The organism is Paenibacillus sp. CF384, from assembly GCF_900106745.1.
Taxonomy (GTDB): Bacteria; Bacillota; Bacilli; order Paenibacillales; family Paenibacillaceae; genus Paenibacillus_Z.
In genome coordinates this window covers 120,564-145,745 of sequence record NZ_FNNV01000004.1, presented here as the reverse complement: position 1 = coordinate 145,745, position 25,182 = coordinate 120,564, and the positions used below count along the sequence as shown (strand labels likewise).

The following is a 25,182-nucleotide window of genomic DNA, read 5'->3' as shown; positions in this document are numbered from 1 at the left end:
ATTGCATGAGTAGATAGGACTATAGTACAGTGATTGTAAAATAGTACGATCATTGTCTGAAATCATTGTCTGAAAGTGAGCGGTGCCCCATGTTTCATATCTTCGATATCCGGCAAGAGCGCGGCATTCTGCAAGGGGAGCGGCGCGTCCTCGGCATGGACAGCTATACGCTGGTCTGGGTCCGGTTCGGTCAAACCAGCTACACCTACTCCGGTCAGACCATCAGCTGTCGCAAAAATGAACTGCTGCTTATTCCCGCCGGAGTTCCCGCCGCGGAGCTGCATGGAGCAGGCAGCATCCGCGAGAGCGTCACGGTGCGCTTCAGCCCGGCTGATATTTCGGCGATGCAATTGCTGCCTATACTATCGAGAAGGACTCCGCTGCGCTGGGTGACGCATATGCCTGAGCTGCTGCTGGAGAAGCTGCTCTATATCGTGGAGCAGTGGAGCGCCCGCGACCGTTACTTCTCCGTCATGTGCTCGGCGCTGCTGACCGAGCTGATCGTGACGATCAGCCGGGAGTACGACGAAGGCGAGAAAGCGCCGTCCTCCATCCAGCACATCGAGCGGATGAAGCGTTACGTCGAAGACAATTACCGCAGCAAAATCACGAAGCTCGAGCTCGGCACCTGCATCAATGTCAGCCCGAACTACGCCGCATCGCTTTTTCGCAAAGTAACCGGCCTCACCATCAGCGAATACGTGCACCGCAGACGGATGAAGACGGCCCACTATATGCTGCGCCACTCGCAGTTAACGGCCCAGGACATCTCCGAGCATCTCGGCTACAGCGACCCCTCGTATTTCAATCGTATCTTCAAACGCATCATCGGCAAACTGCCCTCGGATTTGATTGCGGAGCGCACGGCGCGGGAGTAAGTTGGCGTGGAGCCGAGGTGGTGGTTGCAAGAGCTGAATAGTCGCTATTTGCGGCGGCCGGAATGGAAGTTAGAGAGTTCGAATTGAAACTCTCACTTTCACACACGAGGCTCAATTGCTTAGCATGAACATTGAGAGTTCGATTTCCGAACTCTCAGCTTCATTTCGGTGGCAGTTCGGAGGCGAGAGTTCGGTTTTCGAACTCTCACTCCCACACACGAGGCTCAATTGATTTGCTTGATCTCTGAGAGTTCAATTTCCGAACTCTCAGCTTCATTTCGGTGGCATTTTGGAGGTGAGAGTTCGGTTTTTGAACTCTCGATTCAACACATGGCGTTGGATTGGCTGGTTAGTTAACCGTGTAAGCGGAATAGCCGCTTACACAATCCATTTTCGACGGTTTGACAGGTTGTTAGCGGATATGCCTCTTATGGCGCGCAAAAAAGTGGCGATTACAGCGATTACCGAAGGGGAATTTGCTCTAACGAACCGTGGAGGTCTTATTTGGTGGTGGATGGACATTTGGGGGCGATTAACACCATAATAGCGCCCACGCGATCCGTTAGAATTTCAAAACCCTGGAAATCGCACCAATAAGGCCTCTACGATCCGTTAGATTTTCAAACCGCAGAAAACCGCTCCAATCACAAGTCTCTAAGGCTCGATATCGCCTGCACCTCTTCAATTATCTAGATGTTTCAGAGGAAATGCGCAAGAATAAGCAAACGAAGAGGAGAAACGTCCAACTTTCAGTGAAATCACTGCACAATCTACCAAACAAACGCTCCTCCCCCACAAACAACAATAAAAAAGGCCGCCAACATCACCTTGGCGGCCTTGCAAAACGTCAACCCATGCCTCTACCCCACTCCGTGCGCGGTGACTCGAAATCGACCATATCGTCGATGCTCGGAGACAGCGGAATGGCAACCATACGCAGCGCATCCATCGGGCGAAGCATCGAACGCAATTCGTACGGCGTACGGCTCCCGCGCTGCAGCCAATCACCGATGTCCTCTTGCTCTAGGATCGCCGGCATCAGCGGCTGATACGGAGACACATGCGAGTTAGCCGATGTCATCAGCATGGTGCAAGTGCGCATCTCTTCCCCGGAAGCCGGACGAAACACATCATAGAGTCCTGCAATAGCGAACGTCCCGCTTCGCATCGTAAGCTTCATCCGATGCACTTCCTTGCCAATCGTGCGCGTCACATAGAACCCCGTGCACGGAATGATGCAGCGCTGCTTATTCGCGATACGTTCATAAATCGGTTTATCAAACAATTCCGAGCTGTCCATCCGCACCGAATCGCGTGCCCAGTAAGGCACCATTCCCCACCTAAACTCGTCCAATATTCTGCCATTCTTCGTCTCAATAATCGCCGAAACTGAATCCGTCGGATTCACTTCATACCGGTTAGAAATATAGAACAGTACATTGTCGAGCTCGAACCGCTCCGTCAGCTCAGAAGCCTGAGCCGTTATCGATATTGACTGACACATGGTAAAAAACACCTCCATCTATTTCGGCTATTATTTCCGGTTTAGCCAAAATCATGTGCGCCATGGACAGTTCCGCTATAATATTACTCATCACTACTCAACGAGAAGAGGGTATACGCGGCCAATGACGGATAATTCCATTCCACATTTCTCCAAAGGAGAGCGGCTGCTGCCCTACGCCTCCCTATTCGAGACGGATCACGAATCGCAGCAGCTGCCTATTTTCGTTAACCGCGTCCAGGAGTCTTTCGAGCTCGTCATGCATGCGCATGATTTCATCGAGATCTGCATGGTGACCGAAGGCGCCGGCTTCCACTATATCGGTGAAGACCAAATGCCTGTTTCTCGCGGCGATCTGTTCTTCATTCCAGTTGGCATCTCGCATGTATTCCGTCCCAGCTCCACGGCCAAAGGCCGTTCGCTCATCATGTACAACTGCATCTTCACCACGGAGCAGCTGGACAAGCTGTTGCAAGCCGTCTACGCAGACTCCGAAATAGCGAACTCGCTGAGCGAGCTGAATCATGCCGGGCAATGGCTTCATGTCCGAGATCGCAACGAAGAAGGCCAGCAGCTCTTCCATAAGCTGCATGACGAGTTCATGTCTCGCAAACCCGGGTTCACCGCTAATCTATGCGCCGCAACTATCGAGCTGCTCATCATGGTCTATCGCAGATGGCTCGAGAAATCGCAGCCGTCTCATGCCACGAAGCAGTTGCAGCCCAAGACCACAACCTCTGCTTCCATGCAGCAGATCGTAGAGCAGATCGACGCTAACTGCACTTCAGAGCTGCATGTCGCCGATATGGCGGCGCAGCTGGGAATCAGCGAGCGGCATTTTCAGCGCGGCTTCAAGAAAGCGACAGGCATGACGTTTCTGGACTATGTACAGAGTGCGCGAATCGATCTCAGCTGCAAGCTGCTGCTGCGCACGGATGCCAGGATCAGCGAAATTGCCGCCCAAGCCGGCTACCAGGACATGAAGTTTTTTAACGAGCTGTTTAAGAAGAAAACCGGTGTAACACCGCGCCAATACCGGCTCTCACCCAAGTAGCCAATATGTGCGAGAGCAACTGAACCAGGGAGTCTGCCGACCAGGCGAACTCCCTATTCCCTCCATCTCCACTAACTCGTCAAAATAAAAGCTTCCCCATCCGTAATGGCCACCGTATGCTCGTATTGCGCGCCGATTGACCCATCGAAAGTACGAGCCGTCCAGCCGTCTTGATCAATCGAAATGTACGGCTTTCCCAGCACGAAGATCGGCTCGACAGTAATAACCATGCCCTTAGCAAGCTTCTTGCCCGTCCCCGCTTTCCCCTTGTGGTGAACCTGCGGCTCCTCATGCATGCTCCGTCCGATTCCGTGACCGATGAACGCATCTACGATGGAATAGCCCTCCGATTCCGCCACACGCTGCACCGCATTCCCGATATCACCGATTCGCTTGCCCGCAGTCGCTTGCGTAATCCCTTGATACAGGGCATGCTTCGTCGCATTCATCAGCCGCTGCAGATCAGCACTTACATGACCAACCGCATACGTCCATGCCGAATCTGCCATCCAGCCATCCAGCTCCGCGACCATATCGATGGTCACGATCTCCCCTTCGCGAAGCGGCACATCCAACGGAAAACCATGGCAAACGACCTGGCCGACAGAAGCACATGTTGCGTAAGGATAACCTTTGTAGCCCTTCTGAGCGGGACGTGCACCATTTTGACGCATATAGGCATCGACGAACCGGTCGATTTCAAGCGTGGTGACTCCGGGCCGAAGCCGCTTCGCAATCTCGGCGTGGCAGCTCGCAACAATTCGGCCTGCTTTGCGAATCAGGAGCAGCTGTTCATCAGTCTTGTACTGAATCATACGGCATCCCTCCATAAGCATTAGCTGAGGTGCAGGTAGGCAGCAGAACATAACGGATAAAACAAAAAAACCTTGTCCCTATCGTGCCGGGCAAGGTTAATGGTTCAACGTATTTAGCTTACTGATGACCGCAGTCGTCCCATCTCATGTTCAACGAGCATGGTCAATTCTTCCTCATACCCGCCCATAATTCGATATTTGCGGATATAATCTCGGACAAACTTCCGTGAATCCTTCGGCTGAAAAATCCTTGTTAGTTCCTTGAGGCTTTCTTTGACTTCATTATGGCTGCGTTTCGCCATGAAATCCCCTCCTAGCATCGGCTTAGTGGTCCTAACAATAACTGCACGAGAACGCACACGGCGGAACTTGAACCGCGGCTGGTACTCCTCATAGGTGTCGAACGATCGGCTAAATGAAGGTGGGTTAGGAGTTTAGGGAACGGCATGACATCAAACTGTGATAATTGTTTCATCGAAACAGCTTCAAGTGACAGCGATCTTGAAATTGTTTTTTGAAATTGTTTCATTTATCAATCAATTATAACATTTTAAACTTAGATATAAAAGCGAACAGAATTAATTTTACAATTCCTTCAGATTTTGTCGTCTTCTACGGGCTGATCTATGGTCGCAGCTGACTCCTCCGCGGACGGCATGAGATTGTCGCTTGGTTGATCGGTTCGGCGAGAGTTTGACGATGATGCGGCTGACCAGGCACTGTTCTTATAGACCCGCAAATAGGCGACAACACCTACGATTGCGACAATGATGCCAAACAAGATAACCACGTTCGTCATCCATGGACTAACCACGTCATTCTCCCCTCTCCCCCGGTTTGTTTTCCAGATATGCTAATTATAGGGGAAAGGGATAACGCTTTCAATGTCACGAACAACCCTCTGCGAAAATGTAACATGTTACAATTAAGTTACTCTGCGAAACGTACCGCTCCCCCATGCAAGCAGCTCTTCATTATTATCGACAATACGCCCTTGCATTGTGAGCGTTCGTCGTGATTTATGAATAAGCAAAGCTTCACAACGGATAATCCCCATGCCTGCGCTCTGCAAATAATGGACATTCAGCTGCGTCGTCACCGTCTTCTCGCCCGGGCACTCCAAGATCACGACAAGCCCCATTGCGTTATCCAGCAAGGAAGCCAGCACGCCGCCATGCACGATGCGGGCGAGATTGAGATGCTCCGGACGCACATTCAGCGACACGACCGCCTTCCCTGTCTCGGCATGATCCAGCTCACAGCCAAGATGCCCCCAGAAAGTCGGTTTGGCCGCCTCTGCCAACGCATCAAGCGCGGCTCTTGCATCATGGGGTCGTGTCTGGTCCGCTCCCTTTTCCTTCTCGCTCATTCGCTTCCTCCTCCTGCAGCTTGCGCCGCAGCACCTTCCCAATCATCGTCATGGGAAGCTCGGTTCGAAATTCATACAGATGCGGCACCTTAAACACGGCCAACCGATCTCGGCACCACCGATCAAGCTGCATCGACGAGATGTTCACATCTTTGCGCAGTACGATAAACGCCTTCACCGTCTCCCCGCGATAAGGGTCCTTTACCCCAATAACGGCAGCATCGCGAACGCCCGGATGCTCGTAGAGCACTTCTTCCACCTCGCGCGGATAGATGTTGAAGCCGCCTGCGATAATGATATCCTTGATCCGGTCAACGATAGCGAAGAAGCCGTCACTGTCCATTTGAGCCAAGTCTCCGGTTCGAAGCCAGCCATCCCTGAATGTCGCAGCGGTAGCTTCCGGCCTCCCCCAATAGCCAAGCATGACCTGCGGTCCGCGCACGAGCAGCTCCCCGACTTCACCCTGCGGGAGATCCTCGCCTGTCGTCATATCGACGATTTTGGCATCTGTATTGGGGAAGGGCAGACCGACAGTACCGATTTTGCGCTTCGTCCAGATCGGATTGACATGGGTCACCGGCGACGCTTCCGTCAGGCCGTAGCCTTCGATTATTTTGCCACCGGTCAGTGCTTCGAACTGCGTCTGTACCTCAAGCGGCAACGGCGACGACCCGCTGACACACACTCGAATAGAGGATAGGTCGTACTTCTTCACGTCGGGATGGTTCAAGAGGGCGATGTACATCGTCGGTGCTCCCGGAAAAAGCGTCGGTTTCAGTTTCTTGATCGTCTCCAGCACCACACCTACCTCGAAGCGGGGAAGCAATATAATGGTGCCGCCGATCATCACGGACAAATTCATAATGACCGTCAATCCAAAAACATGAAAGAGCGGCAGCGCGGCAAGCAAACGTTCCTTCCCTTCCTCCATCCGATAAAACCACGCTACGGACTGCTTGGCATTGGCGATTAAGTTTCGGTTGGTAAGCATGACGCCTTTCGCAATCCCTGTCGTACCGCCGGTGTATTGAATCAGCGCAACATCGTTAGCGGGATCAACGGCCACCTCAGAGGGGAGCTTTGGCGCTTTAGCCATAAATGAGGTATAGCGTGTTACGCCGTGCTTCCCATACGTGACTTGCGGATTATTACCAGAGCGTCTTTGTTTGATGGGGAAGAGCAGGTTCTTCGGAAAAGGCAGCGCGTCTTGGATGGAGGTGACGATTACAGTGCGCAGCTGAGGTACGGGGCCATCCTCAGGCGTCTTGCCCCGCACCCGTTCTAGACGGGGATACAACAAATCTAGTGTGATTATGGCGACTGCGCCGCTATCCTTGAGCTGATGCTCCAGCTCCCGCTCCACGTAGAGCGGGTTCGTCATAACGACAACAGCGCCGGCGAGCATCACACCGAAGTAGGCGATAATCGTCTGCGGGCAGTTCGGCAGCATGATGGCGACCCGGTCGCCTCTGCCGATGCCGGCAGCCTGCAGCCCTGCAGCCATCCGCTGGGAAGCGGACAGCAGCTCGCGGTAGGTTGTTTTCTTGCCGTAGAAATGCAGCGCTTCATGGCTGGGGTATTTGGCGGTTGTTTGAAGCAGCATATCGCTTATGCTTATATTCGGAATTTCCACATCAGGCGCAATTTCACCGGGATAGCAGCGAAGCCAGGGCCTCTCTAGCGGTTCTTCCATCTCCAAACGCCTCCCCTACAACGTGTATTGCTGGCTGCGGATGACGCGCGCGGCTATGCCGCGTTTAAGCGAGATTGTATCGACAAGCGGGGAGCGAGTCAGCTTCTTCATGACGGCCAGCTGGGTTTGGAGCGCATCCCCTTCTTCCAGCGCGGCGAGCGTTGTTTTGGCGTAACGCTCGATTCGCTCCATCGCCTCTTGAACGAAGACGACGGTCATGTCGATTGCATTTTGCGTGGCTGCAGCTGACGCGCTATCGCCGCGAAGCAGCATTTTGCGTGTACGCAGATTGGCGCTTTCCATCGCGAACACTTGAATCATCATGTCCGCCAAGAGGCATAACACCTCTTGCTGCTGCTCCAGTGCAAGTCCGTACTTCTGCACCGCCATGCCGCCGACGGCGAGGAAGATTTTCTTGCCCTGCTGAATGCGGAACGTTTCCTTGCTAAGCGGCTCATCGAATAGAGGAAGCGGCATCGGCTGCAGCAGCTCCGCCTGCAAAGCGCGCGCTTTACGAAGGAGAGGCAGCTCGCCCTTGAGCGCTTTCTTCATCAAGGTGCCGGGGATGAGCATCCGGTTGATTTCGTTTGTACCTTCAAAAATTCGATTGATCCGAGAATCGCGGTAGATTCGCTCCACCTTGTAATCCTTGATATAGCCATAGCCCCCGTGGATTTGAACGCCTTCGTCCGCCACGTAATCGAGCACTTCCGTCGCAAAAACCTTGTTAATGGAGCATTCCAGCGCATACTCAGAAATGGCTTTTGCCGCAATCGCCCCGGGGTCTGCTCCTTCATCCGAACCTGCAGATTCGGTTTCCTTGAGCATTTCATCGATCCAGCCTGCTGTCCGGTAGACCATGCTCTCCAGCACATACGTGGCAATGTTCATATCCGCCAGCTTCGCGCCGATCAGCGGGAACGACGCGATTGCCCGGCCGAACTGCTTGCGCGTATTCGCGTATTTGACGGCAAGCCCGATCGTTTCCTTCGCCCCTCCGACGCAGGCTGCTGCGAGCTTGAAGCGACCGATGTTCAGGATATTAAAGGCGATGATATGGCCTTTGCCGACCTCACCAAGCACATTTCCGGCCGGAACCGGCGTATCGTCGAAGAAGATTGGGCAGGTCGAGGAGCCTTTAATGCCCATCTTGTGCTCCTCCGGTCCGATGCTGAAGCCCGGCAAGCCTCGCTCCACGATGAAGGCAGTGAAGTGGTCCCCGTTCACCTTCGCGTATACGATGAATAAGTCCGCAAAACCGGAGTTTGTAATATATAATTTGGAGCCGTTCAGGATGTAGTGCTTTCCATCCGGCGTCAGCCTCGCCGTCGTGCGCGCACCGAGCGCGTCGGAACCTGATGCGGGCTCCGTCAGGCAGTAAGCGGCGATTTTCTTGCCTGTGGCCAAGTCAGGCAGGTACTTCTCCTTCTGCGCCTGCGAGCCGAAGAAGACGATCGGCAATGTGCCGATGCCGACATGTGCCCCGACGGAGAGCGCGAAGGACGAGGCCTCGGAGAGCGTCTCGGCGAGAAGGGTCGAACTCACCTTGTCGAGCCCGAGTCCGCCGTAAGCCTCCGGCACATCAGCGCCGAGCAAGCCGAGATCTCCGGCCTTCTGCATCAGCTCTACCGTCAGCTTATAGTCGAGCGCCTCGATTTCGGCATCGCGAGGGCGAATTTCGCCTACTAGAAAAGCGCGCGCCGCATCAGCAATCATCCGCTGCTCATCGGTAAAATCCTCCGGGGTGACGATTGCGCTCGGCGACATATCCTCCACGACAAACCGGCCGCCCCATCGATTGTTTTGCGCCATCTGACGTTCACTCCTTTCTATCTGCTTGCGATCAAGACGCAGCCTGCTTGCTGCGATGTACTTGAGATCAAGCAACGCGCGCCTTGGCGGCGCAATGTGCTTGAATTAGTGGTGCGATTCGCGCGAGAGAGAGGGAGATGGAGGAAATGTTGCAAAAACTGCAGCATTTCTCGTCTCCCGGTGAGGAATCAAGGGAAATGTTGCTTTTTATGCAACATTTTCGCCCGTTTTAGCTAAATGGGCCTCTTGTCGGGAAAAATGTTGCATTCTAAGCAACATTCGATCGTACCCGGCGGTAATTCTAGGAAAATGTTGCATATTCAGCAACATTTCTAAACAAAGATTCGGTTAGTTGGGCAGTTGGTGGGAGTTTGGTTGATGGTAAGTGAATGTTGGTGAGTTGGTGAGTTGGTGAGTGTGGTGAGTTTAGTGAGTTTAGTGAGTTTAGTGAGTTTGGTGTGTGTGTGTGTGTGTGGTGTGTGGTGTGTGGTGTGTGGTGTGTGGTGTGTTCGATGTTCAATGTTCGATGTTCGATGTATGTTGTGTGATGTGCGATGTGCGATGTATGGTGTGTGGTGTGTGAAATCGGAATTTTAAGGCGAAACCTCGAGTACGCCTGCTGCGCCCATGCCGCCGCCGATGCACATGGAGACGACGCCGATTCCGCCGCCGCGGCGCTGCAGCTCGTGGATGAGCGAGACGGTCAGCTTCGTTCCCGTACAGCCAAGCGGGTGACCAAGCGCGATGGCGCCACCGTTCACATTGACGCGTTCCGGATCCAGGCCGAGCTGCTCAATAATAGGCAAGCACTGCGCGGCGAAAGCTTCATTCAGCTCGAACACATCCACCTGCTCCTTTGTAATGCCGGCGCGGTCCAGCACCTTCGGAATGGCTTCAATCGGGCCGATACCCATCACCTCAGGAGCAACGCCTGCTACACTGTAAGCGCGGAAGACGGCAAGCGGCTTCGTAATCCCCAGCTTCTCCGCACGCGCACGACTCATCACGATAACGGCGGCGGCACCGTCGCTCATCTGCGAGGTGTTCCCCGCCGTGACCGTCCCTTCGCGCGCGAAGGAAGGCTTCAGCTTCGCCAGCACCTCCGGGGTCGTATCTGCCCTGACCCCCTCGTCTCGATCAAAGAGCAAGCTGCGCGCCCACGGCCGGCCGTTATCGTCTACCCCTTCCCGCTGCACTTGAAGGGGAACGATCTCGGCATGAAACCGGCCTTCCGCTTGCGCCTTCGCCGCCTTGCGATGACTCTCCGCAGCGAAAGCATCCTGCGCCTCGCGGCTAATGCCATAGCGCCGGGCCACCTCCTCGGCGGTGTGACCCATGCCCATATACACCTCCGGCATCGCATCGGCAATGCCGGGATGCGGCGAAAGCTTGAAGCCGGTCATCGGGACATGGCTCATGCTTTCAACCCCTCCGGCGAGCACGACCTCTGCCTCGCCCAGCCGGATTCGCTCCGCCGCGTAAGCAATCGCCTGCAGGCCGGAGGCACAGAAGCGATTCACGGTAACAGCCGGCGTCGTGACCGGATAGCCCGCATACAACGTCATGATGCGCGCGAAGTTCAGCCCCTGCTCGCCTTCGGGCATGGCGCACCCGATAATAACATCCTGCACATCGCCGTACGTCAGGCCGGGCACGCGATCAACCGCCGCGCGGAGCACCGCACGGCCAAGATCCTCGGCTCTCGTATCCGCCAGACTGCCTTTCTTCGCTTTGCCTACGGCCGTCCGTACCGCCGACACAATGACAGCGTCGAGCGGATGGTTTGCTTTCAACATTGGCGGTCACCTCCTTGAGCTTATCGCTTCATGCTTCATGCAACATTCTTATTGCTTCACGCTTGTTGCTTGTTGCTTGTTGCTTGTTGCTTGTTGCTTGTGCTTGTGCTTGTGCTTGTTGCTTGTTGCTTATCGCTTCACGCTTCATGCTTATCGCTAATCGCTCGCTAATTCCGCAGCGGCTTACCCGTCGCAAGCATATGCCGCATCCGTGCCTGCGTCAGCGGCTCGCCGCACAAGCTGAGGAACGCTTCGCGTTCCAAATCGAGCAAATACTGCTCGCTCACTTCCGCGCCAGGCGCGGCATCGCCTCCGGCGAGCACATGCGCGAGCTTGCGGCCGATGCGCACGTCATGCTCGCTCACTTGCCCGCCAAGGCGCATCGCGTCGACCGCCAGCTGCAGCACGGCACGGCCTTCGCGCCCCGCTACGCGGATGCGGCCTCCCGCAGGCTGCGGCGCGTAGCCCGCTTGATCAAGCTCAAGCACGCGCCGCTTCGCCTCGGCCACGCGGCTCTCGCCGCGGATAATGACGCGATCCTGCGGCCGCATCAGACCGATGCGCTGCACGTCATAGCCGCTGCCGGATGTCTTCGCCATCGCGATCGTCTCGAACAGCGCATTCACATGCGGCTGCAGATCGCCTCCAGCTCCGGCGCGCGAAGCCGCCAACGCCGCTGCTTCCTTACAGCCGCCTCCGGCGGGAATTAGCCCTACACCGGTCTCGACCAGACCGAAATACGTCTCCGCAGAGTAGATAATTTCATCTGCCGGCAAGCAGGCCTCCACGCCGCCGCCAAGCGTCATACGGTGAGGTGCAGCAACGACAGGCCGATCAAGCCGTTTGAGCAGCAGCATGCTGTCCTGGAATAAGCGGATGATATCGTCCACCTCATCGAAGTCGCCGTTCTGCGCTTCCATGAGCAGCATCATAAGGTTAGCTCCGACACAGAAGTGACGGCCCTCATTCGCGACGACAAGTCCGCGCCAATTGCGGCTGACCTCGTCCGCGCTCTGGCGAATCGCCGTCAGAATATCTCCGCCAATCGCATTGTTCGGAGAGTGAAAAGCCAAGCAAGCGACTTCATCGCCCAGATCGAGCAGCGATGCGCCGGAATTGCCCAGAATCATTTTGCCCGACCGTTTGAGGCCGGCCAATGAAATAACATCCGGCTCTTCCTGTACCAACCGATACTCCTCGCGATTCACATAAAACCTTCGCTGTCCCTCTTCCTTGTACAAGCTTGTGTTTCCCGATGCCAGCCACTCGGAGAGCCACGTCGGGATGTCATCGCCTTCGGCACGCATCCGCTGAACCGACCGTTCGAGCCCAATGGCATCCCACAGCTCAAAAGGTCCAAGTTCCCAATTGAAACCCCAGACAAGCGCGCGATCCACATCATGAACCGTATCCGCCACAACGCCGATCTGCCTTGCCGCATAAAGCAGCACCGTCTTGATCGACTGCCATGCAAACTGCGCGTAGCGGTCATTCGTATCCGTGAAGAGCAGCGCTTTCACCTTGCCGGCTGCGCCTTTGGCCGACTTCGACGCTTCAATAATCGGCGAATTCACGCTTTTCTTCGGTGCGTAAGTCATCGTATCCAGCTGCAACGTTTCTATGTCGCTGCCTCCGCCGGAACGTTTGATTTTGCGGTAGAATCCGGTCCCCGCCTTCTCCCCAATCCACCCGCGCGCAACCAGTGCTTCAAGCTCCGGAGGCCTCGTGAACGCTTCTTGGTCAATCGCATCCTCACTGCGCTCCCGCACATTATCGACCACATGGAGCAGCGTATCGAGCCCGACCAAATCGAGCATGCGGAACGTCGCCGTCTTCGGCCTCCCCATAGCAGGACCTGTCAGGGCATCCACCTCATCGACGCTCAGTCCGAATTGCTTCATGGCCGCAATCGTAGTCAGCATGCCATACGTTCCGATCCGATTGGCGATGAAGTTCGGCGTGTCCTTCGCAATCACGACGCCTTTGCCAAGCTGAAGTTCGCAGATGCGGGTCAGCCGGCTCATGACAGCAGCATCCGTATCCGGTCCCGCCACAAGCTCAAGCAGCTTCATATGTCGAGGCGGATTGAAGAAATGCGCAGCTGCAAAATAATGCCGAAACGCTTCGCTCCGCCCCTCCGCCATCGCGGCAACCGACAGCCCGGAGGTGTTCGTCGTAATGAGCGTCCCCGGCTTCAGCACCTTTTCCACTTGGGCGAACACGCTGCGTTTCACGTCGAGCCGCTCCACCACGGCTTCAACGATCCACTCCACGCCTGCCAGCTTGGCGAGATCATCCTCCAGATTGCCTGCCGTAATTCGCTGGGCAAAAGCCAAATCATACAGAGCAGGCGGCTGCTGGCCCGCCAGCTTCGCAATGCTTGCCGCTGCCAGCCTATTGCGGACACTTCGAGTCTCCAGCGTCAAACCGGCACGGCTTTCCTGCTCGGTCAACGCGGCAGGCGGTACGTCGAGCAGCAGCACGCTAATGCCTGCATTGGCAAGATGAGCGGCGATGCCGGCTCCCATAACCCCCGACCCAATTACAGCCGCGCGGCGAATTGGTGTCGACCGTGAAGCTCGTACTCCCACATAGCTCCCCCCTTTTAAGTGACAGTGCTTGCTTGCGATTTGCCAAAAACACTTTCGGCGAGCAGTTCCGCGACATCCCTTGCTCGTACCTTCTCCTCCACGCCAAGCTGCTTGATGCCATCCTCCATCATCGTGAGACAATACGGGCAAGCCGAACCGATGACCGTTGGCGAAGTTTCCAGTGCCTGCGAGGTTCTAGCCTCGTTAACCCGCAGACCGGTGCGTTCTTCCATCCACATCAGACCGCCGCCGGCTCCGCAGCACATCCCGTTCTGCCGGCTTCGCTCCATCTCCACCAGGTTGACGCCAGGTATCGCGCTGAGCACCTGACGCGGAGCATCATAGATGCCGTTATACCGGCCCAAATAACAAGAATCGTGATATACAATCCGTTCCTTCACTTGATGTACAGGCCGCAGCTTGCCTTGCGCGACAAGCCGGGCAAGCATTGTCGTATGATGCTCGACGACGACCGAAGGGTTTAGGCCAAAGTCGGTATACTCATTTTTCAGAGAGTTGAAGGTATGCGGGCAAATTGTAACAATCCGCCGGATGCCATATCGCTGCAGCGTCTCGACATTATCGCGGCAAAGCGTCTGAAACAGCAGCTCGTTGCCCATTCTCCGCGCCGTATCCCCCGAATTTTTCTCCTCACCGCCCAGCACGGCGAAAGGAATGCCAGCCTCCTGCAACAGTCGAACGAAAGCAAAAAGCACTTTACGGCTTCGCTGATCATAAGCCCCCATCGTGCCGGCCCACAGCAGCAGCTCCGGCTGCTCGCCTTGCCGAATGGCTTCCTGCATCGTTCGAACGGGTTTTGCTGTTTGACTCGCACTACCGCTACTACGGCCGACATCGGCACCGCTTAGTACAGCTGCTTCTGCCTCGTATGCCTTCAGCCACGCTGCACGTTCGCCGCGCGGAAGCCCCCACGGATTGCCCTGCCGCTCGATATTGTTCATCGCGCGCTGGCCTTCTGCCGGAATGCGACCTTCCATGAGGACGAGGTAGCGGCGCATGTCGATGATTTTGTCCACATGCTCATTGCCTACGGGGCACTGTTCCTCGCAGCTGCGACACGTGGTGCAGGCCCACAGCTCCGACTCCGTCATCACCTCGCCGATCAACGCCACTTCGGAAACCGTCGTATCCGCGTGCACGTTCCATGCCTGCTGCTGCACGGTCATCGTGGGTTCGATCGTAGTCATCGTTGGCGCCGAATGGTGGACGTTGCTGCTGCGCTGCACCCATATCGGCGTTGCGCTCGTCATCACATGCGCGCTCGTTTGCAGCTTGTCGACTTGCCCGCCGAATGAAGGCACCCAAGGGGATTTGGAAGTAATCGCCGCCCCCTTCTCGGTCAAGTGATCACGCAGCTTCACGATGAGATGCATCGGCGACAACAGCTTTCCGGTGTTAGAAGCCGGACAAACGTTGGTACAGCGCCCACATTCGACGCAAGCGTAGAGATCCAGCAGCTGTTTGGACGTGAATTGCTCCACCGCGCCGACGCCGAAGGACTCCGCTTCCTCATCCTCCAGATCGAGCGGCACCAGTTTGCCTGGGGGCGTTTTGCGGCGAAGCCACAGGTTAATGGGCGCTGTCATGATGTGAAAATGCTTCGACTGCGGCACATACACCAGAAAAGCTAGCAGCACCGCATAGTGCAGCCACCAAAATAACTCATAAAAAACCCTGCTCACAGCTGCTGTCATGCCGATATCCCGCAGCGCTTCCGCTATGGTGGAGGAAACGGGAGCATGGCTCGTGTAGAGCGAGCCATGCCGGAGCAATTGCCCCGTCTCGTGCAATCTGTCGAACGATTGTGTAAGGAGAACCGTCACCATCAGTCCGCCGATAAACCAAAGCACGAGGGACGGCTTCCACCCCCTTTTGAGCCGCCTAAGCTGCTCCACATAACGCCGAAAACCGCCGTACAGAATCGCCAGAAGGACAAGCAGCACGGTTATTTCCTGAGACTGGACAAAAGCGTCATAAGCCGGCAGCGGCAGCGGCTTCCCGCTTATTCCTTTCCAGATGATATCGATCGCACCGAATTGCAGCATGATAAACCCGTAGAAGATGACGACATGCATAAGTCCGCTGCGAATATCCTTCAGCAGCTTCCGATGGCCGAACACCTGAAGCACGAAGTCCCAGCCTCTGCGCGTACTTTCGTTTCCCGTTGCCGCGGATGCGAGCGCTGCGTTCGCCGCAAAGGAAGAGGTATGCAGCATCTCCTCGCGGTTATCATTTTCGGGATCGGACGTATCGTGGGAGGCAGCGAATGGCCGATTGGGACCACCGCTGCGGCCCATCCGAATATAGCCGACCCGCCGCATCACAACGGTGTAGAAGCACCAGAGCGCCGTTCCCGTCATCCCCGCAAAAAGCAGCCATCGCAACAACGCCGCAAACAGATGCGTACTTAAAAACCCCACAGGGATCCCTCCTTTTCTGGAATCGCGGAGTGATTCAGTATATGTCCTCTTAAGCGGTAACATGCGGAAAGGGCTCCATGGAAGGCGCCCGCTGCGGTCTATTTTGAGGGCCAAGTTCATAAGGTAACACTGGGCGAAGCATGGATAGATGGCTTAGTTTAACGTATTCGGACGCGGTGCGGCCGTATGACTGATACGAACAATCGGGAGGTGTTTGGTACCGATGCAAGTAGTGGTTCTGATGAAGCAAACCTTTGATACGGAGGAAAAAATCGAGCTCGTTGGCGGGGCTGTATCCGAGCATAGCGTGAAATACATCATTAATCCGTATGACGAATACGCGCTGGAGGAAGCGCTTCGGCTGCGCGAAACCCATGGCGGCAGCGTCACTGTCGTCAGCTGCGGACCGGAGCGGACCGTTGAAGCGCTTCGCACCGGCCTTGCGATGGGAGCCGATGAAGCGGTTCATGTGAGCGACGAGGGGCTGCAAGGAAACGACCGCGCCATTGCGGCGGCGCTCGCCGCAGTCGTGAAGTCGCTGCAGCCGGACCTGCTGCTGGCCGGGCTGTTTGCCGTTGACCGCGGAGCGGGAAGCATCGCCCTGCAAGCGGCGGAGCTGCTCGGCGTGCCGCATGCGTCCGCGGCGCTGAAGATCGAGGTGCGGGACGGCGGCGGTGGACTGACTGCAGTAGTAGAAAGGGATACGGAGTGGGGCTTAGAGACGGTGGAAATCCCCCTCCCTGCGCTCATCACAGCGCAACAGGGGTTGAACGAGCCGCGCTACCCTTCGCTGCCGGGCATCATGAAAGCGAAGCGCAAGCCGCTTCGGCAGGTGACCGCAGCAGAGCTCGGGCTCACCGCCGATGACTTGGCGCCGCGGACGGAGCGGGTCGCGCTGCTCGCGCCGCCAGTGCGCGCCGCAGGCCGCAAGCTCGCCGGCACGCCGGGCGAGCAGGCGACAGCACTGGCAGATTTACTGCAGCGCGAAGCGAAACTGTTCTGAGCGCGAGTATATCCCTAGGTGAGCTACTTTCTCGCAGTTGCATCATTTCTCGCCAATGTAGCTACCTGGGTATGCTACTTTCTCGCAGTTGCATCGTTTCTCGCCAATGAAGCTACCTGGGTTTCCTACTTTCTCGCAGTTCCATGATTTTTCGCCAATGTAGATACCTGGGTTAGCTACTTTCTCGCAGTTACATCATTTCTCGCCAATGTAGCTACCTGGGTATGCTACTTTCTCGCAGTTGCATCGTTTCTCGCCAATGAAGCTACCTGGGTTAGCTACTTTCCCGCATGTGCATCATTTCTCGCCAATGTAGCTACCTGGGTTAGCTACTTAATAGCTTAACAACCATAGTTTCGCGGACGGAGCGGTCGAGTTGCCTCTGTTCGTGCGCAGATTCCCGCCATTGACCGCAAGCTCGCCGGCACGACTGACGAGCTGACAGCCGCGCTGGCGGATTTACTTCAATTCTCGAAGCGAAGCTGGTCTGAGCACCACTATTTATTCTGTGGAGGTATACGAGCGATGAGCGATCAAATGAAACGAACGGCACTCGTGTATGCCGAGTGCGCGGAGGGCAAACTGCGGCGCGTGGCGCTGGAAGCGCTCGGCGTCGCCAGGCTGCTGGCCGGAGACGGCGGCAGCGTGCATGCCGTCTTGGCCGGCGGCGGTTCGGCGGCAAGCTCGGCGGCGCTCGCTGCAGCTGCCGCCGAGCTTGCCGCCCGGGGGGCGGGGGTCGTCCATGTCGTTGACGACCCCGCCCTGGCGGGCTTTGCGCCCGAGGCGTACGCCGCCGCCATCGGCGCAGCCGTTGCTGCGGTGCAGCCGAGCATCATTCTGCTCGGCCACACCGCGGCGGGGCGCGAGCTCGCGCCCCGCGTGGCCGCCGCCGTGCAAGGCGGCCACATCGCGGATGTGACTGCCGTCACCGTGCCGGAGGACGGCGATGTCGAAGGCGCGATCTTCACTCGACCGCTCTACGCCGGCAAAGCGTTCGAGCAGCGGCGCATCGAACAAGGCGCACCGTGCGTCATCACGGTGCGTCCGAACAACTTGCCCGTCGCGGAGCTGGTCGACGCCGGCAGCGAGGGCACAATAGCGGCGCTGCCTTACACCGCGCCGCCTTTATGGACCATTGTCCGCGACGTCGTTCGCAAAGCCAGCGGACGGGTCGATCTCGCCGAGGCGGATATCATCATCGCCGGCGGCAGAGGTGTGCGCAGCGCGGACGGCTTCGCGCCTCTCGAAGCGCTGGCACAGGTGCTCGGCGGCGCAGTCGGCGCCTCGCGTGGTGCCTGCGATGCCGGCTACTGCGACTACGCGCTGCAGATTGGCCAGACCGGCAAAACGGTCACGCCAAAGCTCTACATCGCCTGCGGAATTAGCGGTGCCATTCAGCATCTCGCCGGCATGAGCCAATCCCGCGTCATCGTCGCAATCAACAAAGACCCTGACGCCCCCATCTTCGGCGTTGCCGATTACGGCATCGTCGGCGACTTGTTCGAGGTCGTACCGCTCCTCACCACGGAGTTCGAGCGGATTCTATCGAATTCGAGCAACTAAATATGTGTAGCACCCAGTACCACTCTTCCACTCAATCCCGACGAATCGAGCCCATGTGTAGCACCTAGAACCACTCTTCCACTCAATCCCGACGAATCGAGCCCATGTGTAGCACCCAGAACCACTCTTCCACTCAATCCCGACGAATCGAGCCCATGTGTAGCACCCAGAACCACTCTTCCACTCAAATCCGTCGAATCGAGCCCATGTATAGCACCTAGAACCACTCTTCCACTCAAACCCGACGCATCCTGCCCATGTGTAGCACCTAGTACCACTCATTCCCCCGATGAGCTCACTAAATAAGCTAGTAACTACTCAAGTCCATCCACCTGAACGGTACCTGTTACCGCACATTGTTCAAATACGAGCATTTCCACGCAAAGAGCGGTCCACCATACCGCTCTCACAGCGAAAAACAACATTTTCAGCTAAAGAACGGTAGCTGTGGACCTCTCTTATATCTGTTACCTCTCTTCTACAAATCAAAGGGGTTGCCCTCCATCCGCGAAACCCGGATGAGGTGGCAACCCCTTTTTAATGCTATTAACCAAGCAACTTCCTCATCACATACCAGCTGTCCGTGCCCTCCGCGTAGAAGAGATGCTCCCTTACCTCATACTGCAATCCCGCGTAGAAGCTCACGTTGCCCGGAATCGATAGCCTCACACCCACTTCGGTTTCTACAAAGCCGCGTTCGCCTGCAAAAGCCTCCAAGTACGACATGATCTCGCGCCCAATGCCTTTGCCGCGCCAAGCCGGCTTCACGGAAACTCTGCCGATGTACATATAGGTATCCTTGAACGAGTAAACCGCCGTCCCGATCGGTTCAGTACCCTCCCAGACGATCACCGCGCCGCCACCTGCCTCGAATTCACGGCGAATGCTCTCCTCCGTCTCCCTTAGCGCACCTGATTGCGGCAGCAGCTTTCCTTCATACTCCATAAAAGATTCCCGTATCGTACGGTGCACGAGGCCAAGCTCATTCAGTTCAGCTTGTTTGATTAAACGAGTCAACTAGCACCACCGCTCTCACTGTTCGAAAGTTGTCCAACTCCGCTCTGCCTCGCCTTGCTACTTAATCAGCTTCCTCACGAACCAATATCCCCAGACCACGATCGTAAACAGAAGCATCGCAAGCACCGCGCAAGTCAGATAGCCGCCCCATCCCACATGCATCACCAGAAAATAGCTGTCGTGATAGGCAAAGTCCTGTTCAGCCCTATTTTTCAACGCGACAATAACATACAGGATGACATATACGAGGCTTGGGAAAATCAACGATAGGATGGCGCCAACAACAGCCTGTCTCCTTGTCACTCCCGTATCCCTTCCTCCCAATTATGGCTGAAGCCTAAAGTTTCTTAAAATCAATCTCCAGGAATCGGTCAACCTCCGGAATCCATCTGTTCTCTACAAAATCAACATGCACCGGATGCGCATTGTAAGTCTCGTACTCCTCCTGGCTGCTGAACACCATGGAGAAGCCATAGTCGTAATCGTTCTTGACGCTTACTTGTTTAAACACGCTGAACTCCTGCACAACCGGAATCGAGGTCAACAGACGCTCCCCATCCTTCAAGAACTGCTCCGCCGCAGCCGATCCTTGCTCGTGCTTCAAATTGAAAATAACCATGTGCTGAATGCTTGTCTGATTCATATTGTTGTGCCTCCCAATGTTTAGTGTGATTTATATGGGTCTTACTTCAAACTCACTCGCCAATGCCGTCCCTAAGTATCCGTCGAAAATAGCGCAATACCCGATCGTCTCGTCCAGCCCGACCGCGCCCAGAAGCGATTGCCGATCTCGTTATTCTCCAAGACGAACAGATGACATTTCTGAATACCCGCTTCGCGCAGCTTGTCCAAACTCCGCTTCACGAGCTGGCCCCCAATTCCCTTGCCACGCTGATCCTGCGATACAGCCACATGATAGATGAAACCGCGCCTGCCATCATGCCCGCCTAATATCGTACCGACCACTTGCCCGCCGCTATCCTCACAGACGAAGCTGCAGTCCGGGTTTCGCGCTAAGTAGCCCGCGATTTCTTCGCGGGAATCGGCTTCGCTCAGCACCATTCCTTCTGTCTTCAGCCACAACGCGTGAGATTCATCATAGTCGGCAATGACCATTTCTCTGTAAGTCAGCTCCATAAACGCTCGACTCCAATCAGCTCGTCAAGTTGAAACTCCAGTCGGTACACGTCCGGCATCGAGGTACTCTTCCAGAACTCCCAGCCATAACGAGCATCAAACGCATGCAAAATCATACTCATCACATTGCCATGCGTTCCGACAGCAATGGATCGACCTTGATAATCACGAAGCAGCTCCTTAATAACCGGCACTGCCCGCTGCTGCGCCTGCCTGAACGATTCCCCGCCGGGAAGCGCCGCATCGTGATCCTCGAAGGACCGCTTAACTGCTGCCTGAAACTCGCCTTCTCCGAGCGGATAGTCAATGCCATGAAGCTGTCGTTCTCGCAGCTCTTCATACGAAATAATCGGCAAGCCACGCTGCTCGGCAATTCCCTGCACGGTCAGCATTGCTCTCGCGTAAGGACTGGAAACGACTGCATCGATAGGCGTGTCACGCAGAAGCGCCGTAACTCGGTGAACATCCTCTTGGCCTCGTGCCGATAAGCCCCGCGTACGATCCTCTCTGGCCGAATAGGAGGATTCCGCATGTCTGACCATATAAAGCCTCGTATGTAACACCCATCACTTCCTATCTGCTTCTCTCGCCTATGTCATCCATTATAATCCATGCTACCAGCTGACAACACCTCTTTACATACAAAATAAGGTGTCGCCTCTCACTAGCCGGACACCCCTCTCAGCACTTCTATAGACAGAATCACAATTCACCATATATTAATATAGACAGAGTAACACTCTCGTCTATTATTTTCTACACACTCCCGCGTTTCCGCCTGTATAACCACACCCAAACCATTGTAATAATTGCGCCGTAAAGCGTTACCTCCATATCGTGCTGAGCATCCCACTTGTCACCCTGCGCGCCAAGAAACATATTCCCTTTCTCCGGAGGAGCCGCAAATACGACCCACATCTCACCGATTTCGTAGATCGCAGCGAAGCCCAGAAGCAACCACGGAACGAGCAGGTACGACCAGCCTTTGCGTAAACCCGTTACGCCGGTCAGCACCTCGACTGCCGGATAAGCAAGCAATAAGCCGAAACCAAAATGAACCACGCGGTCATACTGGTTCCGCTTGAAATCAAACAACTGATGCATGAGTCGATCCAGAGGCGTAACTCCATATGCGTAATGCGCACCAACTGTATGCAGCAATAAGAAGATCATGATCAGCGTATAGGCGATGTTGTTGAATTTGAAATAGCGATATCCGATGACAAGTCCGATAACCGTCAGGAAGTTCAATATATTTTCCATCCACCAATCAAACACATGGACGGGATACAGCGCTAGAAGCACCCATAGTATGACAAATACGATTATGTCGACTTGGAGCCACCGATTGCTTCGAAAAGGCATGTGCATTCCCTCCTCACTGGCATGTCCCCTCATCATTACCGAGCTGCTGGCGAAATATCCTAGGCAAATGCCCGTTGACAATTGCCCGGCTTGGGAGTATAACAAGGGTAATCGAAATGTTCAAATTCGTTGATGGGAACACGCACATCGCTATGGACAATCCTCAGAGAGTCGGCGCATCGCTGAAAGCCGACGTTTGCCGAGCTATGCTGCATCCTCCCGAAGAAGCCCTGCAGAACCCGCCCCCTTCAAGCCTGCTTGAAGCCCGGACAGTAAGCATGGACGGTATCCGCCGTTATACGGAGCGCGTATGGTAGTACGTGACAAAGAGCCGTTACGGCCTTCGATAATGAAGGTTTTAGCGGAAGTAGGGTGGTAACGCGAGATCAATCTCGTCCCTTGTGGGACGGGATTTTTTTGTTGTTTATAAGGATTCGGGGAGGAATGGGCTGTCATGGGAAATGAATGGAATGTGGGTTCGACGATCTCAGTTGGCTTGACCGAAATTGCACAAGCGCAAATGCACGTAAAGGAAGTGGCGGCACGTACACCGCTGCAGCATAACCGCGTGTTGTCCGAGCGCTACGGCTGCAATGTTTATCTGAAACGGGAGGATCTTCAGGTCGTCCGTTCGTTCAAGCTGCGGGGTGCGTATCACTTGATTAAGTCGCTTCCGGAAGAGCGCGTAATGCGCGGCGTCGTCTGCGCCAGTGCCGGCAACCATGCCCAAGGCGTCGCTTATTCCTGCCATACGCTCGGTATCCCCGGCAAAATTTATATGCCGAGCACAACGCCTAGGCAGAAGGTCAATCAAGTCGCCTTCTTCGGCGGCGCCGATGTCGAAATTATTCTAACCGGCGATACGTTCGATGATGCGTTCAACGAGGCAATCGCAGCGAGCCGCAAGGACGATCTCGCCTTCATTCATCCCTTCGACGATCCGAAGATCATTGCAGGCAACGGAACGATTGGCAAAGAGATTATGGAAGCCATCGAATCTGCACCTGACTTCGTGTTCGTGACGATCGGCGGCGGCGGTCTCGCTGCAGGCGTTGGCGCTTATGTCAAAGCCGTCTCGCCAAGCACGAAGTTGATCGGCATTGAGCCGGAAGGCGCCGCATCCATGCGTGCCTCGCTCGATGCAGGCGAAGTGCAGACGATGGAGACGATCGATAAATTCGTCGACGGCGCTGCCGTTAAGCGTGTCGGCGAACTGACCTTCCGGATGTGCCGGGATATGATTGATGACATCATTCTCGTACCGGAAGGCAAAGCCTGCACAGCGATGCTGGATCTGTACAACGAGAATGCCATCGTCGTAGAACCGGCTGGTTCACTGCCGATTGCGGCACTCGATCTGTACCGGGATCAAATCGCCGGCAAAACGGTCGTTTGCGTCGTCAGCGGCGGTAATAACGATGTCGACCGGATGCAGGAAATCAAGGAGCGCTCGCTCGTATTCGAAGGGCTGAAGCATTACTTCATGGTTAACTTCCCGCAGCGGGCAGGCGCTCTGCGCGAATTCCTCGACGAGGTGCTCGGACCCGATGATGATATCACTCGGTTTGAATATACGAAGAAGCATAACAAAGACAACGGACCTGCGCTTGTCGGCATCGAGCTCAAGAACCGTAACGATTATGAACCGCTCGTTGCGCGCATGCACAAGAAGGGGCTTAATTTCCTGGAACTAAACAAGGACCCGGTTTTGTTCAATCTCCTCATTTAATGTTTCTGTAAAGCCTGGCCGCTCCTCCCTTGGAGCGGTCAGGCTTTTTTGTTATCTCCCGGTTACAACAAGCAATGAACCGCAAATTTCTGGGGAATCCTATAGCGTACCTGCTGCGGGAGCATCACTTGGATTTTTGTTCCAGCTTGCATATAATGAAGAAGACGTCTGCCCACCGGTGATTGTTCTTCGGATTACTCTGCCTAAAGGGGATGTGACATCATGACTACTCGTCTGTTCGGCCGTGAAATTGCATTGTTCTCGGTCATTTTATTTTTGGTTGAATTCGTCCGCGGCGCTGCATTGATCAGCTTCCTGCCGATCTTCGGCGAGAAGACGCTCGGTCTATCTCTCGACATTATCGGCATCGCCATTACCGCTCACTACTTAACCGACACTGCGCTCAAGATGGCCATCGGCTATTTGCTCGATCGCTTCTCCATCCGGTTCGTCGTACATACCGGCCTGTTTGCTTCGCTCGTCGGCATTTTCCTCCTGCAATTCGCTCAGCAGCCATGGTTGTTTATTACCGCTGCCGCCTTATATGGCGTCGGCATATCGCCGATTTGGATCGTTTGTCTGACGAAGGTTTCCGAGGATCGCCGAGCCATGCAGATGGGCTTTCTCTATACGATCTGGTTCATCGGCATCGGCTCCGGACCGATTGTGACGAATATTTTGCTTGATTACAGCACCGCTTGGACCTATTATTTGCTGCTTGGGCTGGCGCTTCTCTGCTGGCTGCTCTCCTTGTTTATCAGCAACCAGAAGTCGTCCGGCGCAACTTCTTCGCTACCATTACGCGAACAGCTCGTAATACTAAAGGAACGTCTTCGGCATATGCGTCTGCTGCTGCCCGGAATGGTGCTGCAAACGATGGGTGCGGGCATGCTTGTGCCTATTCTGCCGAGTTTTGCCGAGAACAAACTCGGGATGAACGGCGCGCAATATTCGATACTCTTACTCGCTGGCGGCGCTTGCACCGTTGCGGGCCTCATCCCACTTGGACGGTTATCAGACAATCTTGGCGGGAAGAAATGGTTCCTCGTCTTCGGCTTCGTTATGATCGGCGCAGCCCTTTACTTCCTATCGCTTGCTCCTCCAATGTGGCAATGTATCGTGCTGACCGCCGTGCTCGGCTTGTCTTACGCCACACTGCTGCCTGCTTGGAATGCGCTTCTGGCCAATTATGTGCCCCCTAAGCAGCAGGGGCTCGGATGGGGAATCTTCTCAACCGTCGAGGGCATTGGCGGGATGATCGGTCCTGTTGTCGGCGGCACCTTGGCTACCTGGCAGGGACAATCTGCCGTACTTTGGTACAGCGGAGTCATGTATGCGTTAATCGGCTTTTTCTACATTTGGTTCCCATTCCGTGCGTTTAAAGACAGCAGCCACGGCAAAACGTGATGAAGCAA

23 protein-coding genes are annotated in these 25,182 nt (G+C 55.4%); 7 read left to right on the top strand and 16 right to left on the bottom strand.

Annotated features, from left to right (window positions below; genetic code table 11):
- The first annotated feature begins 89 nt into the window (after positions 1-89).
- Positions 90-878: an AraC family transcriptional regulator gene (locus tag BLW29_RS09805; protein ID WP_090978745.1), complete on the top strand. Its 789-nt coding sequence runs from the start codon at positions 90-92 to the stop codon at positions 876-878.
- Between the two features lie 847 nt (positions 879-1,725).
- Here the strand turns inward: BLW29_RS09805 and BLW29_RS09800 are convergent.
- Complete coding sequence (locus tag BLW29_RS09800) at positions 1,726-2,382, bottom strand: SOS response-associated peptidase (protein ID WP_177186564.1); 657 nt, start codon at positions 2,380-2,382, stop codon at positions 1,726-1,728.
- 124 nt (positions 2,383-2,506) lie between these two features.
- Here BLW29_RS09800 and BLW29_RS09795 point away from each other — a divergent pair, with 124 nt between their 5' ends.
- Positions 2,507-3,436 (top strand): AraC family transcriptional regulator, encoded by a 930-nt coding sequence (locus BLW29_RS09795; RefSeq protein WP_177186563.1) that lies wholly within the window; start codon positions 2,507-2,509, stop codon positions 3,434-3,436.
- 71 nt (positions 3,437-3,507) lie between these two features.
- Here the strand turns inward: BLW29_RS09795 and map are convergent, their stop codons facing one another.
- The 9 genes from map to BLW29_RS09750 form a co-directional block, all read right to left on the bottom strand.
- Positions 3,508-4,251, bottom strand: a complete 744-nt coding sequence (gene map, locus BLW29_RS09790) for a type I methionyl aminopeptidase (protein WP_090978739.1) — start codon at positions 4,249-4,251, stop codon at positions 3,508-3,510.
- Positions 4,252-4,364: 113 nt separating this feature from the next.
- On the bottom strand, positions 4,365-4,553 hold the full coding sequence (locus tag BLW29_RS09785; protein WP_090978737.1) for a hypothetical protein: 189 nt from the start codon (positions 4,551-4,553) through the stop codon (positions 4,365-4,367).
- Positions 4,554-4,846: 293 nt separating this feature from the next.
- Positions 4,847-5,065: a hypothetical protein gene (locus BLW29_RS09780; RefSeq protein WP_090978734.1), complete on the bottom strand. Its 219-nt coding sequence runs from the start codon at positions 5,063-5,065 to the stop codon at positions 4,847-4,849.
- A 111-nt stretch (positions 5,066-5,176) separates the two neighbouring features.
- A complete protein-coding gene (locus BLW29_RS09775; protein WP_090978732.1) occupies positions 5,177-5,620 on the bottom strand; it encodes a PaaI family thioesterase in 444 nt (147 codons plus the stop codon).
- Positions 5,577-7,313: a long-chain-fatty-acid--CoA ligase gene (locus BLW29_RS09770; RefSeq protein WP_090978730.1), complete on the bottom strand. Its 1,737-nt coding sequence runs from the start codon at positions 7,311-7,313 to the stop codon at positions 5,577-5,579. Before BLW29_RS09770 ends, BLW29_RS09775 begins: the two co-directional genes overlap by 44 nt.
- Before the next feature lie 15 nt (positions 7,314-7,328).
- Positions 7,329-9,125, bottom strand: coding sequence for an acyl-CoA dehydrogenase family protein (locus tag BLW29_RS09765; protein WP_090978728.1), 1,797 nt, complete (start codon positions 9,123-9,125; stop codon positions 7,329-7,331).
- 593 nt (positions 9,126-9,718) lie between these two features.
- Positions 9,719-10,921: an acetyl-CoA C-acyltransferase gene (locus tag BLW29_RS09760; protein ID WP_090978726.1), complete on the bottom strand. Its 1,203-nt coding sequence runs from the start codon at positions 10,919-10,921 to the stop codon at positions 9,719-9,721.
- 167 nt (positions 10,922-11,088) lie between these two features.
- Complete coding sequence (locus BLW29_RS09755) at positions 11,089-13,512, bottom strand: 3-hydroxyacyl-CoA dehydrogenase/enoyl-CoA hydratase family protein (RefSeq protein WP_256208487.1); 2,424 nt, start codon at positions 13,510-13,512, stop codon at positions 11,089-11,091.
- Between the two features lie 14 nt (positions 13,513-13,526).
- Positions 13,527-15,893 carry a (Fe-S)-binding protein gene (locus tag BLW29_RS09750; RefSeq protein WP_256208511.1) on the bottom strand — a complete coding sequence of 789 codons (2,367 nt, stop codon included), beginning with the start codon at positions 15,891-15,893 and terminating at the stop codon, positions 13,527-13,529.
- 283 nt (positions 15,894-16,176) lie between these two features.
- Here BLW29_RS09750 and BLW29_RS09745 point away from each other — a divergent pair, with 283 nt between their 5' ends.
- Both BLW29_RS09745 and BLW29_RS09740 read left to right on the top strand, forming a co-directional pair.
- Complete coding sequence (locus tag BLW29_RS09745; protein WP_090978722.1) at positions 16,177-16,956, top strand: electron transfer flavoprotein subunit beta/FixA family protein; 780 nt, start codon at positions 16,177-16,179, stop codon at positions 16,954-16,956.
- A 537-nt stretch (positions 16,957-17,493) separates the two neighbouring features.
- Positions 17,494-18,519 carry an electron transfer flavoprotein subunit alpha/FixB family protein gene (locus BLW29_RS09740; RefSeq protein ID WP_090979110.1) on the top strand — a complete coding sequence of 342 codons (1,026 nt, stop codon included), beginning with the start codon at positions 17,494-17,496 and terminating at the stop codon, positions 18,517-18,519.
- Between the two features lie 546 nt (positions 18,520-19,065).
- On the opposite strand, the gene BLW29_RS09735 is transcribed toward BLW29_RS09740, so the two are convergent.
- The 6 genes from BLW29_RS09735 to BLW29_RS09710 form a co-directional block, all read right to left on the bottom strand.
- Positions 19,066-19,536: a GNAT family N-acetyltransferase gene (locus tag BLW29_RS09735; RefSeq protein ID WP_090978720.1), complete on the bottom strand. Its 471-nt coding sequence runs from the start codon at positions 19,534-19,536 to the stop codon at positions 19,066-19,068.
- Between the two features lie 57 nt (positions 19,537-19,593).
- Positions 19,594-19,839 carry a hypothetical protein gene (locus BLW29_RS09730; protein ID WP_090978718.1) on the bottom strand — a complete coding sequence of 82 codons (246 nt, stop codon included), beginning with the start codon at positions 19,837-19,839 and terminating at the stop codon, positions 19,594-19,596.
- Between the two features lie 34 nt (positions 19,840-19,873).
- Positions 19,874-20,179, bottom strand: coding sequence for a Dabb family protein (locus BLW29_RS09725; protein ID WP_090978716.1), 306 nt, complete (start codon positions 20,177-20,179; stop codon positions 19,874-19,876).
- Positions 20,180-20,250: 71 nt separating this feature from the next.
- Positions 20,251-20,673, bottom strand: a complete 423-nt coding sequence (locus BLW29_RS09720) for a GNAT family N-acetyltransferase (protein WP_090978714.1) — start codon at positions 20,671-20,673, stop codon at positions 20,251-20,253.
- Positions 20,664-21,215, bottom strand: coding sequence for a histidine phosphatase family protein (locus tag BLW29_RS09715; protein WP_090978712.1), 552 nt, complete (start codon positions 21,213-21,215; stop codon positions 20,664-20,666). The genes BLW29_RS09720 and BLW29_RS09715 overlap by 10 nt, the downstream gene beginning before the upstream one ends.
- 214 nt (positions 21,216-21,429) lie before the next feature.
- Positions 21,430-22,038, bottom strand: coding sequence for a DUF2238 domain-containing protein (locus tag BLW29_RS09710; protein ID WP_177186562.1), 609 nt, complete (start codon positions 22,036-22,038; stop codon positions 21,430-21,432).
- 116 nt (positions 22,039-22,154) lie between these two features.
- Between BLW29_RS09710 and BLW29_RS09705 the strand changes: the two genes are divergently transcribed.
- The 3 genes from BLW29_RS09705 to BLW29_RS09695 all read left to right on the top strand — a co-directional run bounded on the left by BLW29_RS09705 (position 22,155) and on the right by BLW29_RS09695 (position 25,174).
- Positions 22,155-22,355, top strand: a complete 201-nt coding sequence (locus BLW29_RS09705; RefSeq protein ID WP_090978708.1) for a hypothetical protein — start codon at positions 22,155-22,157, stop codon at positions 22,353-22,355.
- A gap of 137 nt (positions 22,356-22,492) precedes the next feature.
- Entirely contained in the window at positions 22,493-23,767 is a 1,275-nt protein-coding gene (ilvA, locus tag BLW29_RS09700) for a threonine ammonia-lyase IlvA (RefSeq protein ID WP_090978707.1), read from the top strand.
- Between the two features lie 222 nt (positions 23,768-23,989).
- Positions 23,990-25,174, top strand: coding sequence for an MFS transporter (locus tag BLW29_RS09695; RefSeq protein WP_090978705.1), 1,185 nt, complete (start codon positions 23,990-23,992; stop codon positions 25,172-25,174).
- The last annotated feature ends 8 nt before the right edge of the window (positions 25,175-25,182 follow it).

What these genes read in the sequence shown, in the direction of transcription:
- BLW29_RS09805 (WP_090978745.1), top strand. Translation starts at nt 90, where the DNA reads ATGTTTCATATCTTCGATATCCGGCAAGAGCGCGGCATTCTGCAAGGG.
- BLW29_RS09800 (WP_177186564.1), bottom strand. Translation starts at nt 2,382, where the DNA reads ATGTGTCAGTCAATATCGATAACGGCTCAGGCTTCTGAGCTGACGGAG.
- BLW29_RS09795 (WP_177186563.1), top strand. Translation starts at nt 2,507, where the DNA reads ATGACGGATAATTCCATTCCACATTTCTCCAAAGGAGAGCGGCTGCTG.
- map (WP_090978739.1), bottom strand. Translation starts at nt 4,251, where the DNA reads ATGATTCAGTACAAGACTGATGAACAGCTGCTCCTGATTCGCAAAGCA.
- BLW29_RS09785 (WP_090978737.1), bottom strand. Translation starts at nt 4,553, where the DNA reads ATGGCGAAACGCAGCCATAATGAAGTCAAAGAAAGCCTCAAGGAACTA.
- BLW29_RS09775 (WP_090978732.1), bottom strand. Translation starts at nt 5,620, where the DNA reads ATGAGCGAGAAGGAAAAGGGAGCGGACCAGACACGACCCCATGATGCA.
- BLW29_RS09770 (WP_090978730.1), bottom strand. Translation starts at nt 7,313, where the DNA reads ATGGAAGAACCGCTAGAGAGGCCCTGGCTTCGCTGCTATCCCGGTGAA.
- BLW29_RS09765 (WP_090978728.1), bottom strand. Translation starts at nt 9,125, where the DNA reads ATGGCGCAAAACAATCGATGGGGCGGCCGGTTTGTCGTGGAGGATATG.
- BLW29_RS09760 (WP_090978726.1), bottom strand. Translation starts at nt 10,921, where the DNA reads ATGTTGAAAGCAAACCATCCGCTCGACGCTGTCATTGTGTCGGCGGTA.
- BLW29_RS09750 (WP_256208511.1), bottom strand. Translation starts at nt 15,893, where the DNA reads ATGACGGGAACGGCGCTCTGGTGCTTCTACACCGTTGTGATGCGGCGG.
- BLW29_RS09745 (WP_090978722.1), top strand. Translation starts at nt 16,177, where the DNA reads ATGCAAGTAGTGGTTCTGATGAAGCAAACCTTTGATACGGAGGAAAAA.
- BLW29_RS09740 (WP_090979110.1), top strand. Translation starts at nt 17,494, where the DNA reads ATGAAACGAACGGCACTCGTGTATGCCGAGTGCGCGGAGGGCAAACTG.
- BLW29_RS09725 (WP_090978716.1), bottom strand. Translation starts at nt 20,179, where the DNA reads ATGAATCAGACAAGCATTCAGCACATGGTTATTTTCAATTTGAAGCAC.
- BLW29_RS09720 (WP_090978714.1), bottom strand. Translation starts at nt 20,673, where the DNA reads ATGGAGCTGACTTACAGAGAAATGGTCATTGCCGACTATGATGAATCT.
- BLW29_RS09715 (WP_090978712.1), bottom strand. Translation starts at nt 21,215, where the DNA reads ATGGTCAGACATGCGGAATCCTCCTATTCGGCCAGAGAGGATCGTACG.
- BLW29_RS09710 (WP_177186562.1), bottom strand. Translation starts at nt 22,038, where the DNA reads ATGCCTTTTCGAAGCAATCGGTGGCTCCAAGTCGACATAATCGTATTT.
- BLW29_RS09705 (WP_090978708.1), top strand. Translation starts at nt 22,155, where the DNA reads ATGTTCAAATTCGTTGATGGGAACACGCACATCGCTATGGACAATCCT.
- ilvA (WP_090978707.1), top strand. Translation starts at nt 22,493, where the DNA reads ATGGGAAATGAATGGAATGTGGGTTCGACGATCTCAGTTGGCTTGACC.
- BLW29_RS09695 (WP_090978705.1), top strand. Translation starts at nt 23,990, where the DNA reads ATGACTACTCGTCTGTTCGGCCGTGAAATTGCATTGTTCTCGGTCATT.